Genomic DNA, 15,361 nt, shown 5'->3' with positions numbered 1-15,361 from the left:
GGTTAGGGTGAGGGGTGTGGGGTGCATTTTGTTATTTACTGTCAGACTTGTATTCGTACTCGTAATAGCCGTAATCCTGATACCCGGTCGCGCGGCGGAAGATGGAGTTCAGAATGACCCCCTTCACCTCAATACCGTTCTGCTCAAAGCGGCTCAGGCTGGTTTCAACTTCCTTCAGGGTGTTCACCGCATAGCGTGCGACCATCAGCGTGGTGCCCGCATGACGCCCTACCACGGCAGCGTCGGTGACCGCCAGAATTGGTGGGGTATCGATCAGCACCAGGTCATAGTTTTTGCTCGCCCACTCAATCAGCTGCGTAAAGCGCTCGCTCATCAGCAGTTCAGACGGGTTCGGCGGCACCTGGCCACGCGGGATCAGGTCAAATTTCGGAATCGACGTCGGCTTGGCGCTCTCGCTGATTTCCCCTTTACCGAGCAGGATTTCCGACAGACCGTTAACGTTGTTGGTCCCCAGCAGCTCATGGGTGTAGCCCTTACGCATATCGCAGTCGATCAACAGCACGCGCTTGTTGGTCTGGCTCACCACCGCCGCCAGGTTGGCGCAGACGAAGGTTTTACCGATTGATGGGCTAACGCCGGTCATCATCAGGACGTTGTTTTTGGCCTGCATCATGGCGAAGTGGAGGCTGGTACGCAGGCTGCGCACCGCTTCAATCGCCAGGTCAGTCGGGTTACCCACGGCCAGCAGCTGGCTCTGTTTGTAACGCTTGACGCCCTTAACGGTTTTGACGCTGTCACGGGACTTCTGCCACTCGGAGAGCGGGATGCTGGCGTACACGCTGATCCCGTTCTCTTCCAGCACCTGCGGGCTTTCGATACCGCGGTTGAACAGCGAGCGCAGCAGCACGCCGACAATGGAAAGCATCAGGCCGAGAATAATGCTGCCGAGGATAATCAGCGCCTTCTTCGGCTTCAGCACGCCCGGCTGGGTAATCGCCGGGTCAACGATACGCACGTCGCCGACGGTGCTGGCTTCGGTGATTTTCAGCTCCTGCTGTTTGTTCAGCAGCTGCATGTAAACCTGCTGGCCGGATTCCACATCACGCGTCAGGCGTACAATTTCCTGCTGCGTCTTCGGCATCGCGGTCACGCGGTCATTCAGCTTCGCCTTCTCTTCTTCCAGGGTACGACGTTTCTCCAGCAGCGTGCGGTACGCCGGGTGACGTTTGGTATAGAGCTTGGAAATCTCCGCCTCTTTGAAGGTCAGCTCGTTCAGCTGCGCATCAATATTCACCATGGAGTCGAGAACCGATTTCGCCTCCAGCGGCAGATCGACGGAATCCTTGTCCTGACGGTACGCGTTCAGCTTGTTCTCAGCGTCATCCAGACGGGCGCGCACCTCCGGCAGCTGTTTACTGAGAAACGCCAGGCTTTTTGCGGCTTCCGCTGACTTGCGCTCAACGTTCTGCTCAAGATAGTTGCGGGTGATGCTATTAAGGATGTCGCGGATTTGATCCTTGTCTTCACCGGTGAAGGTCATGCTCAGGACGCCGGTATCCTTGCCGTTTTCGGTGACGGTCAGGTTGTTTTGCAGGTTGTTGATCATCCCGAGCGTCGAGAATTTGGTGACCGTAAACTCCCCGCCCTCATGCGCCTGAATTGCGCTGACCTTGATGCTGACGCCCTCTTTAGTCAGCATCTGTCCCACCTCGCCGCGCGCGCTGAAGCCCGCGTCGCTGGTCAGCTGATACTGTTTTGGTCCCAGCACGGTCAGGGTAAAGGTTTGGTCCCCTGCCCCTTTTGGGATCACAAAGTCGGTCACTTTTACCGTATCGTTACTGCGCCCCATCAGGCGATCCCAGCCTGCGCCAAACACCGGGAAGGTGTTTTTGGTGACCGCGATATCCAGCCCCAGGTCGTGAACCGTTTTGCCCAGTACCAGGCGCGACTGGATCAGCTGAATTTCGGCTTCCGATGCCGGCGGCTTGTTGGCCAGCGCCGAACCGATATCCTGAACCAGCGAATTACCGGTATTTTGTTCGATCTGCACCAGCGCGTCGGCGCTGTAAATAGGCGTCGCGAACAGCGTATAAACGATCGCCGCCACGGCAAAGATGGCGGTAATACCCAGCACCCACCATTTCGCTTCAATAACGGTCCCGACCAGGCGACCGATATCGATTTCATCACTGCCCGACGTCGGGGCGGCAGAAGGTCTTGTTTTTTCTGTCATTGTTATCCCTGCTGAGCTTTCAGTGCCTGCGCCCACTGACGGGCAGACTGGTCTAGTAAGGTGTATACCGCCTCAAAGGCCTCGCGGCTCTTGCGATACGGATCGGGAATTTCGCGCTCACCATCCCAGTGACCAAACAGCATCACCTTGCCGCGCATCTCCGGTGCGATATCGCACAGCGCGTGAATGTGGCGTTTTTCCATCGCGAGGATCAGGTCATATTCCCGGCACATCCTGCCAGAGACCTGACGGGCAACGTGCCCGTCGAGTGAGAGGTTATGCTCAAGGGCAACGCTTGCGGCACGTTCGTCGGCACCTTTTCCGACCAGCGCGCCCAGCCCTGCGGAGTCGACCGTTAACGCAGGCTGGTAATTTTTCAACAGCCTTTCAGCCGTGGGGGAACGGCAAATGTTCCCCACGCACACCACCAGAATTTTGTTAAACATCGCGGCTTACCAGTTATGAACGTCGCTCGCCGTATCCGTCATGTAGCGAACGCCACTGATGGTAGGCAGCAACTGGTTGATCAGACGGTTCCAGCGGGCAACCGGCGCGGTGGTGACATAGACCACATCGTACGGCTGGAGACGGAACGACGTTGCCATGACCAGCGACGTCGCGTCGGACATATCCAGCTGGTAGATGTTGGCAATCTTGCCCTTCGCGTTCTCGCCTTTGATAGGACGGATCACGAAGATACCGCTCGCGTTGGAGGCAGTCAGATCGATGCCTTCCGCATTGCCCAGCGCTTCGGTCAGGGTCATACCGCTGAAGTCCATCTTGAGGGTGCTCTGTTTCTTCACTTCACCCATCACGAACACTTTCAGATCGTCATTGCGCGGCACGTACAGAATGTCGCCCGGATAGAGGAGGCGGTTCTGGGTCAGGTCACCGTTTTGCATCAGCGCCTGAAGCGAAATGCGCTGCTCTTTGCCGTTGTGGGTTAGCACCACGTTGCGCCAGTCAGCGCCGTCGGTTAAGCCGCCTGCGGCATTGATCGCATCGAGAACGGTGAGCGGGACGTTAGTGATGGCCTGCTGGCCGGATTTATTGACCTGGCCAGAGATATAGGCTTTCTGGGATCGGAACGCGGCGATATTAACGTCCACCTGCGGGTCAGCAATGTACTGCGCCAGGCGGCCGGTAATATCACTACGGATCTCAGCAAGCGTTTTACCCGCGACGTGCACTTTGCCAATGTAGGGATAGAACATGGTGCCATCGGACTGTACCCAGTTACCGGTGTCGCTTGAGCTGCGGTACTGGCCCGCAGGCGTGGTCAGCTCCGGGTGATCCCAGACGGTCACATTAATGACGTCACCCGGACCCACGCGATACTGGTAAGAGGCAATTTCCTGGTCCAGAGACATATTTGGCTGAGCAACATTTGGACGTGGCCGTAATTGTTCCACCAGACGTGGGGTTAATGGATACACATTCACCATTTTGTCGAGATCAAAATCAGCATCCTGCTGTTTAATCACATCCTTGCCCATTGTCGACATATTGCTGCCGGGAAAGACCGTGCAACCACTCATCAAGGTCACAGACACCAATAATGGCATCAATTTCATTTTGGATTTCATCATTGATTATTTATCACTTTGGCAGAGTAATTATCCTGTGCAATTAAAATAAGCGCGGGTCGTGGTGACAATCAGAATGCAGTTAATCATTTAGCAATATAACTGGCATCAGTCCTAAAAAAAGCTTATTCATCCATTGGCTATTGACAGAATAATTGAGGCTGATTCACACGCTTTCAGGCACGCTACCGCCCTTGGCTTTCAGTTACCAATCCACTGACTAAACAATGCGTTATGGTTAGACACCCTCTTGGATAAGGCCTTTTGCGAAATATATCAAACGCCTCACAGGGGCGATTGATAATGTATAACCTTCACCAAAGACCGAAACAAAAATAGCAACAAGGAGTTTTAACATTTGATGCTGGAAGAATTGTTGCAGCTAACCTAATAGCAGGCAAGGAGACAACCGTCCTAATATTCGTTTTTAAGATTAATATTAAGAGCAAAGTTTTAAGGTTTTCGGATTTTCTTTATATTGACAAAATAGATCGCCGGACCATTTATTGCGATATTTCCTAAATAACGACTTCTGTAATTGAATCTTCGCAATTAACTTATTTACACCGCCCGGCAAATGGGGTTTACCTGAGTGTAGCATTAAGAGAAATCTCACCCCGGCATTGCAATTTCCGTCGGCTTTATCCATGATCGAAGTGTGACATTAGTCATATAACAGAAGGTATTGCATTTACTATGGAATGGATTGCCGATCCATCAATCTGGGCCGGGCTGGTGACGCTGGTCGTCATCGAATTAGTGCTCGGCATTGATAACCTGGTGTTTATCGCCATCCTTGCCGATAAATTACCCCCTTCACAACGCGACCGCGCCCGCGTGACGGGTCTTCTGCTCGCCATGGTGATGCGTCTGCTGTTACTGGCCTCAATCTCGTGGCTGGTGACGCTGACCAAACCCTTATTCAGCGTGCAGGGTCTGAGCTTTAGCGCCCGCGACCTGATCATGCTTTTCGGCGGATTGTTCCTGCTGTTCAAAGCCACGGTTGAGCTTAATGAGCGGCTGGAAGGAAAAGACAGTGAAAACCCCACCCAGCGACGCGGCGCTAAATTCTGGCCGGTGGTCGCACAGATAGTGGTGCTGGATGCCGTCTTTTCTCTCGACTCCGTGATCACGGCCGTCGGGATGGTTGACCATCTGGCGGTGATGATGGCCGCCGTGATCATCGCCATCACCCTGATGGTGCTCGCCAGTAAAGCCCTGACGCGCTTCGTGAACAGTCACCCGACTATCGTCATCCTCTGTCTGAGCTTCCTGCTGATGATTGGCTTTAGCCTGGTAGCGGATGGTTTTGGCTTCCATATCCCGAAAGGGTATCTGTACGCCGCCATTGGTTTCTCGGTGCTGATTGAATTTCTCAACCAACTGGCCATTTTCAACCGTCGCCGTTTTCTCTCCGCGAACCAGACATTACGTCAGCGCACCGCAGATACGGTGATGCGCCTGCTGAGCGGCAAAAAAGAGGATGCCGAGCTGGATGCTGAATCCGCGGCGATGCTTGCCGACCACAGCGACGGGCAGATCTTCAACCCGCAGGAACGCCGGATGATAGAGCGCGTGCTTAACCTCAACCAGCGCACAGTGAGCAGTATCATGACCTCCCGCCATGACATTGAGCATATTGACCTGACGGCGCCGGAAGAGCAGATCCGTGCCCTGCTGGATAAAAACCAGCACACCCGCGTGGTCGTGACCGGCGGTGAAGAGGAAGAAGAGCTGCTGGGCGTGGTACACGTGATTGACCTGCTGCAACAGCAGCTTCACGGCGAGCCGCTCAACCTGCGCGCGCTGGTGCGCCAGCCGCTGGTCTTCCCGGAAGCGCTGCCGCTGCTCTCCGCGCTGGAGCAGTTCCGCAACGCGCGCACCCACTTCGCGTTTGTCGTTGATGAGTTTGGTTCTGTGGAAGGGCTGGTGACGCTCAGCGACGTGATGGAAACCATCGCCGGTAATCTGCCTAATGAGGTGGATGAGATCGATGCGCGCCACGATATTCAGAAAAACGCCGACGGCAGCTGGACCGCCAACGGCCACATGCCGCTCGAAGATCTGGTGCAGTTCGTTCCGCTTCCGCTGGACGAGAAGCGCGAATATCACACCATCGCCGGTTTGCTGATGGAAAATCTGCAACGTATTCCGCAGCCGGGGGAAGAGGTCCAGGTGGGGGATTACATGCTCAAAACCTTGCAGGTTGAGAGCCATCGCGTGCAGAAGGTGCAGCTGATACCGCTGCGCGGTGAAGATGAGATGGATTTTGAGGTGTAGGTAAAAAGCAAAACGGCAACCTCGTTGCCGTTTTTAGTGTTTGCTCCCTCTCCCCGTCGGAGAGGGCCGGGGTGAGGGCATCAGGCCGTACATGCCACCCGGCACAACAGGCATCACAGCTTATCGAGCAGTTTTTTCACGTCCTTACCTGACTGAGACTCTTTATTGCGGTCCGCCCAGTCATTCAGCCGACGTTTCGCTTCATCCTGAAGGTGCTTACGCAGGATCTGATCGACCTGCAAACTGTAATTCAGCGCCTGCCATTTTCCATAAACGCGCAGCGGTATCGGCGTCTCTTTCAGGAACTCTACAAGCTGGCCTTCGCCTTCCCAGCCAGCCTTCACGCGGACGTTGAAGCGGGTGTCTGCCGTCTCTTTCACCAGATCCAGCGCGCCGGTTCCGGTCAGCGCCAGCAGTGACGAAGTGCCCTGCATGTCGTCAAGCGAGAGCTGACCGTTGTCGAGGGCAAGCTCACTGGTAAAGCTGTCGAGACGGGTTGCGCTGTCGTAGTTTTCATTCGCTTTCACGCTGCTGCTGCGCTCTACCGCCTGCTGCACCAGCTGCTGGAAGTTCAGCCCTTCCATGCGCGTATCTTTCAGCTCAACGTGCGCCTGCCCCTGCCAGCTACGACGGAAGGCATCCGCATCAATCTTCGTGCCAGAGAAATCCCCTGCCAGCGACAGCTGCCCCGTGAGGGCAATTGGGTAATTAAAGGCTTTCAGGATGGTGCCAATTTCAACGTTTTCCAGACGCGGCTGGAACGCGGCGCTGGCAACGTCTTTGCGTACATCCAGCGTGCCCGGCAGCGAGAGGTTCCCTGCTCCCATTTTTCCGCTGAGCTCGGAGATGACCAGCAGGCCGTTGTGGTTGAACATCTGGCTGCTGACGTCGGTAAAATCAATTCCACGCCAGCGCACGCTGTTCGCTTTCAGCAGAATGTCGGCGGTAAATCCGCGCAGGCCGTTGTAGTCAGGCAGATCGAGATTTGAGGAGATCACCGGACGCGACTGCGTGGCCTGGCTTTGCCCTACCTGCGTGGCTCCCTCATCGGTCGCGTTCACCGGTTGGAGCGGAAGCAGGTTCTCGAGATTCAGCTTGTCGAATTGCAGATCCAGCACCCACTTAGGTTTCTCATCAAGCGTGACGCTCGCCTGCCCCTTCAGGGAACTGTCGTTGGCCTGAAGGTTGAGCGCGTTCAGTTCGAGCTGTTTGCGCTCTTCATGCCACAACGCCTGCATCGTGCCCTGGCCAGCAATCCCCTTCGCGGGTAAATCCGCGCCGGTCAGCTGCCAGTTGAGCTGCTGAACGTCCGCCGTCAGCTGGTGCGGATAGTCAGAAGCGTTCACGTTTGCGTTCATCGACAGGTTGAGATCGCGCTGATTGCGGTTGATCCGCCCGGAGAACTCCATGGTGGCGTGATGATTGGCGTCCTGCTCCATCCTGAGATTGATATTGCGTACGGTGATCTGTTCGTCATCCTCATGCTGGAAAACCAGCACGCTGTCAGCAACTTTCAGATTACCAATATCGAACGACCAGCCGGTATCAGAGGGGACGTCAGGCAAGGTGTTTTCACGCGGTGCGACCGGCGCATCCGCCTGACGAACGGCTTCGGTTTGCGGCGTAAGCTGAATCACCGCCCCTTTCAGCATCACCTGTTCAACCTGGAGCTGATGGGATAAGAGCGGGATGAGCGCAACATCAAGACGCATGTTATCCGCCGTCACCAGCGGCTGCGCGGCGCCCGGCGCGGTGAGCGACATACGTCCGGAGAGAATGCTGAGCTGCGGCCAAACGTGCCAGCGCAGGGGCCCGTCCAGCTTGAGTTCATACCCGCTGCGCGCTTCCACCTGCCGCACCATGTAGGCCCGGAAGTCATTCGGGTTAACCAGCAGCACCAACGCTGAAAGGCCAGCCACCAGCACCACCAGCAAAATCATCAGCGTTGTCAGAACTCTTCTCATGGCTTCCTCAGTGAACTCACAGATCAGTCTTTATCGATACGACTGGCAACCGCACCCTGCTGGTCGCGATATTTTGCGTCCTGACGGCGGTTATAAGGACGGTCTGCCGGGCCGGTCAGCGGTTCGAAGCTCAACGCACCAATCATCATTCCCGGACGAAGCGCCAGCGGCAGTTTACCGGCGTTAAAGAACTCCAGCACGATACGGCCCGACCAGCCCGGATCGATACGGTGCGCGGTGACGTGCACCATCAGGCCCAGACGCGCCAGGGAAGAGCGTCCGTCAAGCCAGCCGACCAGATCCGCAGGCAGCGTGACCGATTCAAAGGTCACCGCCAGCGCCAGTTCGCCAGGATGGAGATAAAACGCCTCTCCTTCGTCGATGACGATTTCGTCGCTCATGACGCGATCCAGCGCCGCGCTGACTTCGTCTTTCGGCCCGCTGAGGTCGATAAACGGTGCCGTGTGGCCGCTGAAGGTGCGGAATTTATTCCCCAGACGCACATCGACGGTCACGCCGTTAATACGCTCAACCGGCGGACGCGGGGTGATAGACAGGCGGCCTTCATCCAGCCAGGCTTCTATATCGCGGTCACAAAGACGCATGGCACTTTCTCCTTTCGTGCATCGCGCCCTGAAGCCTTACGGCGTCAGGGCAAAACCAGGTTATCTCTGAACGGTACACAATTCACACGGCTTATTCAAAAAACTGACTGATTTTCGCTTTTAAGATATCAATGGCAATACGGTTTTTACCGCCACGAGGCACGATAATATCGGCGTATTGTTTCGAAGGCTCAATAAATTGCAGGAACATCGGGCGAACGGTTTTCTGATATTGCGCCATCACCGAGTCCATGGAGCGGCCACGTTCATTAACGTCGCGTTTGATACGCCGCATCAGGCAGATATCCAGAGGAGTGTCGACGAAAATCGAGAAGTTCATTGATTCGCGCAGACGGGCGTCGGTGAGCAGCAAAATCCCTTCAAGGATAATCACCTTCTTGGGCTCGATACGGATCGTTTCCTGGGTGCGGGTATGTTCCACGTAGCTGTAGACGGGCAGCTCAATTGCCTCGCCGCGCTTTAGCGCTTCCAGATGCTGGAACAGCAGGCTGTGATCCATCGCACTGGGGTGGTCGTAGTTGGTTTTTACACGCTCTTCCATCGAAAGATGGGATTGATCTTTGTAATAGCTATCTTCGGGAATAACACCGATATGCTCATCACCCACTTGTTCACGTAGTTCGCGATAAAGCGTACTGGCAATAAGACTTTTACCTGAAGCCGATGCGCCGGCGATGCCTATGATGACGCACTGATGAGACTTATCAGTCATAAATTTAGCGACCTGATTAACCTGGATGTAAGGAAGGACGACGCCGGAGCGTCAAACGCGGCAATTATAGGGATTTCGGGGGCGTGATACCAGTCGAATGCGCAGGTTATGCGAGGCGGGCTGAAAAGCGCCGTTTCACGCCTTTAGCGAAATTTTTACGCGCGGATTTTCACCATTTCATCACCATTCTTCGCAGAGTAACTATTTTATAAGTCTATGAAGTCAAAATCTGAGCACTCGGCATATGAATTGTAAAATGTTTGTACTAGCATAAACCAAATTATTAATTTCACGCGTCCGGACCTGGCTCCTGACAACATGGCGTCCCTGGATAGAGCGGTAATGAATAAACAATACCAGCGGGTTTTGGTTACTACCCCACATCCTTTACTGCGGCTTGTCTGTCTGGGTCTGGTCACGTTCATCTTCACCTTATTTTCCCTCGAGCTGACTCGCTTCGGTACGCTGCTGGCGCCATTGTGGTTCCCGACTTCAATAATGATGGTAGCGTTTTACCGCCACGCGGGAAAAATGTGGCCCGGCATTGCCCTCGCCTGCTCTTTTGGCAATATCTTTGCCTCGTGGATGCTCTTCTCATGGGAATCGCTCAACATCACCTACACGGCGATCAATATCATTGAGGCCACGGTTGGCGCGCTGTTACTGCGTAAACTGCTCCCCTGGTATAATCCGCTGCAAAACCTCAACGACTGGGTCCGGCTTGCCCTCGGCAGTGCCCTTGTGCCGCCGCTGGTGGGGGGCGTTCTGGTTCATTTTCTGGTGCCGAGCGCGGAGCCGCTGCGTAATTTCCTTGTCTGGGTACTTTCAGAGGCCATTGGCGCGCTGGCGCTGGTGCCTTTAGGTCTGCTGTTTAAACCGCATTACCTGCTGCGCCACCGCAATCCGAAACTGCTGCTGGAAACGCTGGTGACCCTGGTCGTTACGCTGGTTCTTTGCTGGACGGCAATCACCTGGCTGCCGTGGCCATTCACCTGCATCATCGTTCTGCTGATGTGGAGCGCGGTACGTCTGCCGCGTATGGAAGCGTTCCTGATATTTTTATTCACCATCATGATGGTGTCCCTGATGATGGCGCGAAATCCGCTCTCCATGACGCCCTCCTCCATGATCGTCACCTTCAACGCGCCGTGGCTCCCCTTCCTGATGATGCTGCTCCCCGCCAATATTATGACGATGGTGATGTATGCCTTCCGGGCCGAGCGTAAACATATTACGGAAAGCGAAGAACGTTTTCGTAATGCGATGGAATATTCCGCGATTGGTATGGCGCTGGTGGGCATTGAGGGCCAGTGGCTCCAGGCCAACAAGGCGCTGTGCAATTTCCTCGGTTACAGCCAGTCTGAACTCCAGTCGCTCACGTTTCAGCAGTTAACCTGGCCAGAAGATTTAAATACCGACCTGGAGCAGTTGGGACAGCTGATTAACGGGGAGATCAATAGCTACAGCCTCGAAAAACGCTACTACACTCGCAGCGGCGAGGTGGTGTGGGCGCTGCTGGCCGTCTCCGTTGTGCGCCATGCCGACGGCACCCCGCTTTACTTTATTGCCCAGATTGAAGATATCAACGACCTGAAACAGACCGAGTGGGTCAATAAGCGTCTGATGGAGCGTATCACCCTCGCGAACGAAGCCGGTGGCATCGGGATATGGGAGTGGGATCTCGAGCCGGACGTGATCAGCTGGGATAAGCGGATGTTTGAACTGTACGAGATCCCCCCGCACATTAAACCCACCTGGCAGCTCTGGCATGCGGCCATGGTGCCTGAAGATCGCCCCCACGCCGAACAGGTGCTGCGAGAATCCCTTCAGGCCAGGGTGCCTTTCAAGCTGGAATTTCGCATTCGCGTCAAGGATGGCATCCGCCACATTCGTTCGCTGGCGAACCGGGTACTGAACAAACAGGGCGAAGTGGAGCGGCTATTAGGGATCAACATGGATATGACCGAGGTGAAGCAGCTGAACGAGGCGCTGTTCCAGGAAAAAGAGCGCCTGCATATCACCCTCGACTCCATCGGCGAAGCGGTGCTGTGCACCGATATCGACATGAACATCACCTTTATGAACCCGGTCGCCGAGAAGATGAGCGGCTGGTCGCAAAGCGAAGCGCTGGGTCAGCCCGTTCTGAAGGTGCTGCACATTACCTTCGGCGAGAACGGTCCGTTAATGGAAAACATCCACAGCGGCGATATGTCCCGTACTGATATCGAACAGGACGTGGTGCTTAACTGCCGCAATGGCGGCAGTTTCGACATTCATTACAGCATTACCCCCCTCAGCACTCTGGAAGGTAACACCATCGGCTCGGTGCTGGTGATTCAGGACGTGACCGAGTCGCGCAAAATGCTGCGCCAGCTGAGTTACAGCGCCTCACATGACGCCCTGACCCACCTGGCGAACCGCGTCAGCTTTGAAAACCATCTGAAGCGTCTGTTGCAGACAGTACAGGAGACCCATCAGCATCACGCGCTGGTCTTTATCGATCTTGACCGTTTTAAGGCGGTGAACGATACGGCAGGCCACGCGGCGGGCGACGCTCTCCTGCGCGAACTCTCTTCGCTGATGCTGACCATGCTGCGCTCCAGCGACGTGCTGGCGCGTCTGGGCGGCGACGAGTTTGGTCTGCTGCTGCCGGACTGCAACGTCGAAAGCGCACGCTACATTGCGGGCCGGTTGATCGACGCCATCAACAACTATCATTTTTCCTGGGAAGGACGCCTGCACCGCATTGGTGCCAGTGCGGGGATTACGCTGATTGACGACACCAATTATCAGGCTGCGGAAGTGATGTCTCAGGCCGATATCGCCTGCTACGCCTCGAAAAACAGCGGGCGCGGCGTGGTCACCGTCTACGAACCCCAGCAGGAGAGGATCCACAGCACGCGCAGCATGATGTCGCTGGATGAGCAGTGGCACATGATTAAAGATAACCATCTGCTGATGATCGCCCGCAGCGTCGCCTCGCCGCGCATTCCCGAGAGCAGTAGCTTCTGGCTGATTTCCTTGCGGCTGTGGACCAGCCAGGGGGAAGTGCTGGAAGAGCATGCCTTCCGCGCCGGGCTGGCGGAGCCGGAGCTGCTGCACGCCCTGGACCGACGTATCTTCAGCGAATTCTTCCGTACCTATGCCGCACAGGTGGCGGCCAAAGGAATGGGCGTCGCGCTGCCGCTCTCAGAAGCGGGTTTAGCCAGCGTCACGCTGGTGGATGAGCTGCTCGACCTCATTACCAAAGGTCCGCTGCCGGCGCGGCTGCTGCATCTGGCGATTGCCGCTGATGTGCTGAGCAATACGGATGAAAACGTGCAGCAGGGTCTGCAAAAGCTTCGTCAGGCTGGCTGTCGCGTGGTGCTGACGCGGGTTGGACGCGATATGAACGTCTTCAGCCAGCTCAGCGCCAACACCGCTGATTATCTGCTGCTGGATGCAGACGTGGTGACCAACGTCCACGGCAATCTGATGGACGAGATGATGGTGACCATCATTCAGGGCCATGCCCAGCGTCTGGGCATAAAAACCATTGCCGGGCCATGCCATCAGTCGATCATGATGAATACGCTGTCGGGCATCGGCGTTGACTTTATCTACGGCGACACCATAGGGGAAGCGCAGCCGCTCGATCTACTGCTGAATACCAGCTATTTCGCCATCAACTGACGGCGACCAGCCGTCGGTGTACCAAATATGTAACAGCGCATACGAGCGCCACGGCTGCCAGCGCTCGGCGTAGCGACGGATCTGCGCGGGCGTCATACCGGCAAAGCGCTGTTTAATCAGATAATCATCCGGCAGGAAAACATCCTTCGCCTGCCAGCCGCGCAGGGCCAGATAATTCGCGGTCCAGCGCCCGATGCCGGGGCGCTGCTGTAGCGCCTTCATCCCGTCCTCAACGTTCGCGGGCGGGAACAGCGGGAATTCACCGTCCACCACCGACTGCGCCAGATGAATCAACGACTCCGCACGCTTGAGCGGCATCCCGAGGGCTTTCAACGCCAGCGGATCCACCGCGGCCAGTACCTCTGGCGGAGGAAAGCAGAGGTAGCCCGACGCGTCCTGGATGGGTTCACCGCACAGCGCCACCACCCGTGACGCCAGTTTAGCCGCCATCGCCACGCTTACCAGTTGTCCAAGAATGGCGCGCACGCCCTGCTCGTAAGCATCCATTGCGCCGGGCAAACGTAACCCCGGCCGCGCCGCGCCGAGATCGCCGAGGGTCTGTGCAATGTGCTGCGGGTCGCAATCGAGGTCAAAAAGGCGGGCGATGCGGTCCAGGCAGATATCCGCCACCGGGATCAGGCCAGGGCTAAGCGACACCGCAAGCGTATGGGTTGCGCTGTCTGGCGTAACCCGGAAAACGCCCTTGTGCCCGGCATAGCCAAAACTGCGCTCGTAGTAATCCTTCGTAACGGTCTCAACCCCCGTGACCGCACGCGCGGCAAGAAAGCCAAACATCCACGACCAGTCGTAAGGCGGTTGCCAGTTCAGGGTGTACATTGTCTCTCCTTTTGTATTTACCTCAGCATAAACCGAAAGATCGCGTTGCGCCTTGCTTTCATATTCCTGTTGTCGCCTGGCAGACATTTCGCTAAAGTCTCGCCCCTTCTCACCGGCATGGGGATTTATTGTGTTTATTGGATTCGACTACGGCACCGCAAACTGCTCGGTTGCGATAATGCAAAACGGACAACCGCAGCTCCTGAAAATGGAAAACGGCAGTACGCTGTTGCCGTCAATGCTCTGTGCGCCGACGCGTGAAGCGGTGAGCGAGTGGCTGTTCCGCCATCATCAGGTTCCTGCTACCGCAGCGGAAACCCAGGCGCTGCTGCGCCGTGCGGTCAGCTTTAACCGCGAGGAAGATATCGACGTTACCCCTTCCAGCGTGCAGTTCGGCCTCTCTTCCCTCGGGCAGTACATTGAAGATCCGGAAGAGGTCTACTTCGTTAAATCGCCGAAATCCTTCCTCGGCGCCAGCGGCCTGAAGCCACAGCAAGTGGCGATGTTTGAAGATCTGGTCTGCGCGATGATGCTGCACATCCGTAATCAGGCGCAGTCCCAGGTGCCGGATGCCATCACCCAGGCGGTGATTGGCCGTCCGATCAACTTCCAGGGGCTGGGCGGCGACGAAGCCAACCAGCAGGCGCAGGGGATCCTTGAGCGTGCAGCGCACCGGGCTGGCTTCCGTGACGTGGTATTCCAGTATGAGCCGGTTGCAGCGGGGCTGGATTTTGAAGCCACGCTGACAGAAGAACAACGGGTGCTGGTAGTGGACATCGGCGGCGGTACGACGGACTGCTCATTACTGCTGATGGGTCCGAAGTGGCATCACCGTCGCGATCGTGAAAACAGTCTGCTGGGGCACAGCGGCTGCCGAGTGGGCGGTAACGATCTGGATATTGCCCTGGCATTCAAGAGCCTGATGCCGCTGCTCGGCATGGGCGGTCAAACCGAGAAAGGCATCGCCCTGCCGATCCTGCCGTGGTGGAACGCGATTGCCATCAACGACGTCCCTGCCCAGAGTGATTTTTACAGCATCGCGAATGGCCGTTTCCTCAACGATCTGGTGCGTGATGCACAGGATGCAGAGAAGGTCGCGCTGCTGTATAAGGTGTGGCGTCAGCGCCTGAGCTACCGCGTGGTGCGCACCGCCGAAGAGAGCAAAATCGCCCTTTCTGATCGTCCTGAGCATGCGGTTTCGCTGCCGTTTATCAGTGACGATCTGGCTACGGCTATCACCCAGGAAGGGCTGGAAATGGCGCTGACTCAGCCGCTTCAGCGTATTCTGGAGCAGGTGCAGCTGGCGCTTGAGAATGGCAAAGTGAAGCCGGACGTGATTTACCTGACCGGCGGTAGCGCCCGTTCGCCGCTGATCAAGAAAGCGCTGGCGGAACAGCTGCCGGGGATCCCGATTGCCGGCGGCGATGACTTTGGCTCCGTTACAGCAGGGCTGGCGCGCTGGGCGCAGGTGGTGTTTAGCTAATGGAGTT

Annotated in this window: 10 protein-coding genes; 3 read left to right on the top strand and 7 right to left on the bottom strand. The window is 56.3% G+C overall.

Annotation, left to right across the window (positions count from 1 at the left end; genetic code table 11):
- Window positions 1-31: 31 nt before the first annotated feature.
- From wzc to ACOTXL_RS05235, 3 genes are read right to left on the bottom strand one after another with little or no spacing between them, the layout of a single operon-like run.
- Entirely contained in the window at window positions 32-2,194 is a 2,163-nt protein-coding gene (gene wzc / locus ACOTXL_RS05245; protein ID WP_015572374.1) for a tyrosine-protein kinase Wzc, read from the bottom strand.
- A 2-nt stretch (window positions 2,195-2,196) separates the two neighbouring features.
- Window positions 2,197-2,640, bottom strand: coding sequence for a low molecular weight protein-tyrosine-phosphatase Wzb (wzb, locus tag ACOTXL_RS05240; protein WP_003862078.1), 444 nt, complete (start codon window positions 2,638-2,640; stop codon window positions 2,197-2,199).
- Between the two features lie 6 nt (window positions 2,641-2,646).
- Window positions 2,647-3,783, bottom strand: a complete 1,137-nt coding sequence (locus ACOTXL_RS05235; RefSeq protein ID WP_003862079.1) for a polysaccharide export protein — start codon at window positions 3,781-3,783, stop codon at window positions 2,647-2,649.
- A 693-nt stretch (window positions 3,784-4,476) separates the two neighbouring features.
- On the opposite strand from ACOTXL_RS05235, the gene ACOTXL_RS05230 reads away from it, so the two are divergent.
- On the top strand, window positions 4,477-6,060 hold the full coding sequence (locus ACOTXL_RS05230) for a TerC family protein (protein WP_023314474.1): 1,584 nt from the start codon (window positions 4,477-4,479) through the stop codon (window positions 6,058-6,060).
- A 113-nt stretch (window positions 6,061-6,173) separates the two neighbouring features.
- Here ACOTXL_RS05230 and asmA read toward each other — a convergent pair whose 3' ends face one another.
- From asmA to udk, 3 genes are all read right to left on the bottom strand, one after another.
- The gene (gene asmA / locus ACOTXL_RS05225) at window positions 6,174-8,024 is read right to left on the bottom strand and encodes an outer membrane assembly protein AsmA (RefSeq protein WP_045350257.1); all 1,851 of its coding nucleotides are present in this window, start codon (window positions 8,022-8,024) and stop codon (window positions 6,174-6,176) included.
- Between the two features lie 23 nt (window positions 8,025-8,047).
- A complete protein-coding gene (dcd, locus tag ACOTXL_RS05220; protein WP_013097886.1) occupies window positions 8,048-8,629 on the bottom strand; it encodes a dCTP deaminase in 582 nt (193 codons plus the stop codon).
- A 91-nt stretch (window positions 8,630-8,720) separates the two neighbouring features.
- The gene (gene udk, locus ACOTXL_RS05215; protein WP_000130320.1) at window positions 8,721-9,362 is read right to left on the bottom strand and encodes a uridine kinase; all 642 of its coding nucleotides are present in this window, start codon (window positions 9,360-9,362) and stop codon (window positions 8,721-8,723) included.
- 342 nt (window positions 9,363-9,704) lie between these two features.
- Here udk and ACOTXL_RS05210 point away from each other — a divergent pair, with 342 nt between their 5' ends.
- Entirely contained in the window at window positions 9,705-13,034 is a 3,330-nt protein-coding gene (locus ACOTXL_RS05210) for a diguanylate cyclase (protein WP_032609670.1), read from the top strand.
- Here the strand turns inward: ACOTXL_RS05210 and alkA are convergent.
- Entirely contained in the window at window positions 12,999-13,871 is an 873-nt protein-coding gene (alkA, locus tag ACOTXL_RS05205; RefSeq protein ID WP_032659400.1) for a DNA-3-methyladenine glycosylase 2, read from the bottom strand. The two genes, ACOTXL_RS05210 and alkA, sit on opposite strands and share 36 nt — an antisense overlap.
- Before the next feature lie 130 nt (window positions 13,872-14,001).
- Between alkA and yegD the strand changes: the two genes are divergently transcribed.
- The gene (gene yegD / locus ACOTXL_RS05200; protein WP_045350255.1) at window positions 14,002-15,354 is read left to right on the top strand and encodes a molecular chaperone; all 1,353 of its coding nucleotides are present in this window, start codon (window positions 14,002-14,004) and stop codon (window positions 15,352-15,354) included.
- The last annotated feature ends 7 nt before the right edge of the window (window positions 15,355-15,361 follow it).

The organism is Enterobacter cloacae complex sp. IR5402 (assembly GCF_049238125.1).
GTDB classification, from domain to species: Bacteria; Pseudomonadota; Gammaproteobacteria; order Enterobacterales; family Enterobacteriaceae; genus Enterobacter; species Enterobacter hormaechei_C.
Note: the sequence above shows the minus strand (reverse complement) of the source record. Positions and strands in the feature narration are given on the sequence as shown.

What these genes read in the sequence shown, in the direction of transcription:
- wzc (WP_015572374.1), bottom strand. Translation starts at nt 2,194, where the DNA reads ATGACAGAAAAAACAAGACCTTCTGCCGCCCCGACGTCGGGCAGTGAT.
- wzb (WP_003862078.1), bottom strand. Translation starts at nt 2,640, where the DNA reads ATGTTTAACAAAATTCTGGTGGTGTGCGTGGGGAACATTTGCCGTTCC.
- ACOTXL_RS05235 (WP_003862079.1), bottom strand. Translation starts at nt 3,783, where the DNA reads ATGATGAAATCCAAAATGAAATTGATGCCATTATTGGTGTCTGTGACC.
- ACOTXL_RS05230 (WP_023314474.1), top strand. Translation starts at nt 4,477, where the DNA reads ATGGAATGGATTGCCGATCCATCAATCTGGGCCGGGCTGGTGACGCTG.
- asmA (WP_045350257.1), bottom strand. Translation starts at nt 8,024, where the DNA reads ATGAGAAGAGTTCTGACAACGCTGATGATTTTGCTGGTGGTGCTGGTG.
- dcd (WP_013097886.1), bottom strand. Translation starts at nt 8,629, where the DNA reads ATGCGTCTTTGTGACCGCGATATAGAAGCCTGGCTGGATGAAGGCCGC.
- udk (WP_000130320.1), bottom strand. Translation starts at nt 9,362, where the DNA reads ATGACTGATAAGTCTCATCAGTGCGTCATCATAGGCATCGCCGGCGCA.
- ACOTXL_RS05210 (WP_032609670.1), top strand. Translation starts at nt 9,705, where the DNA reads ATGAATAAACAATACCAGCGGGTTTTGGTTACTACCCCACATCCTTTA.
- alkA (WP_032659400.1), bottom strand. Translation starts at nt 13,871, where the DNA reads ATGTACACCCTGAACTGGCAACCGCCTTACGACTGGTCGTGGATGTTT.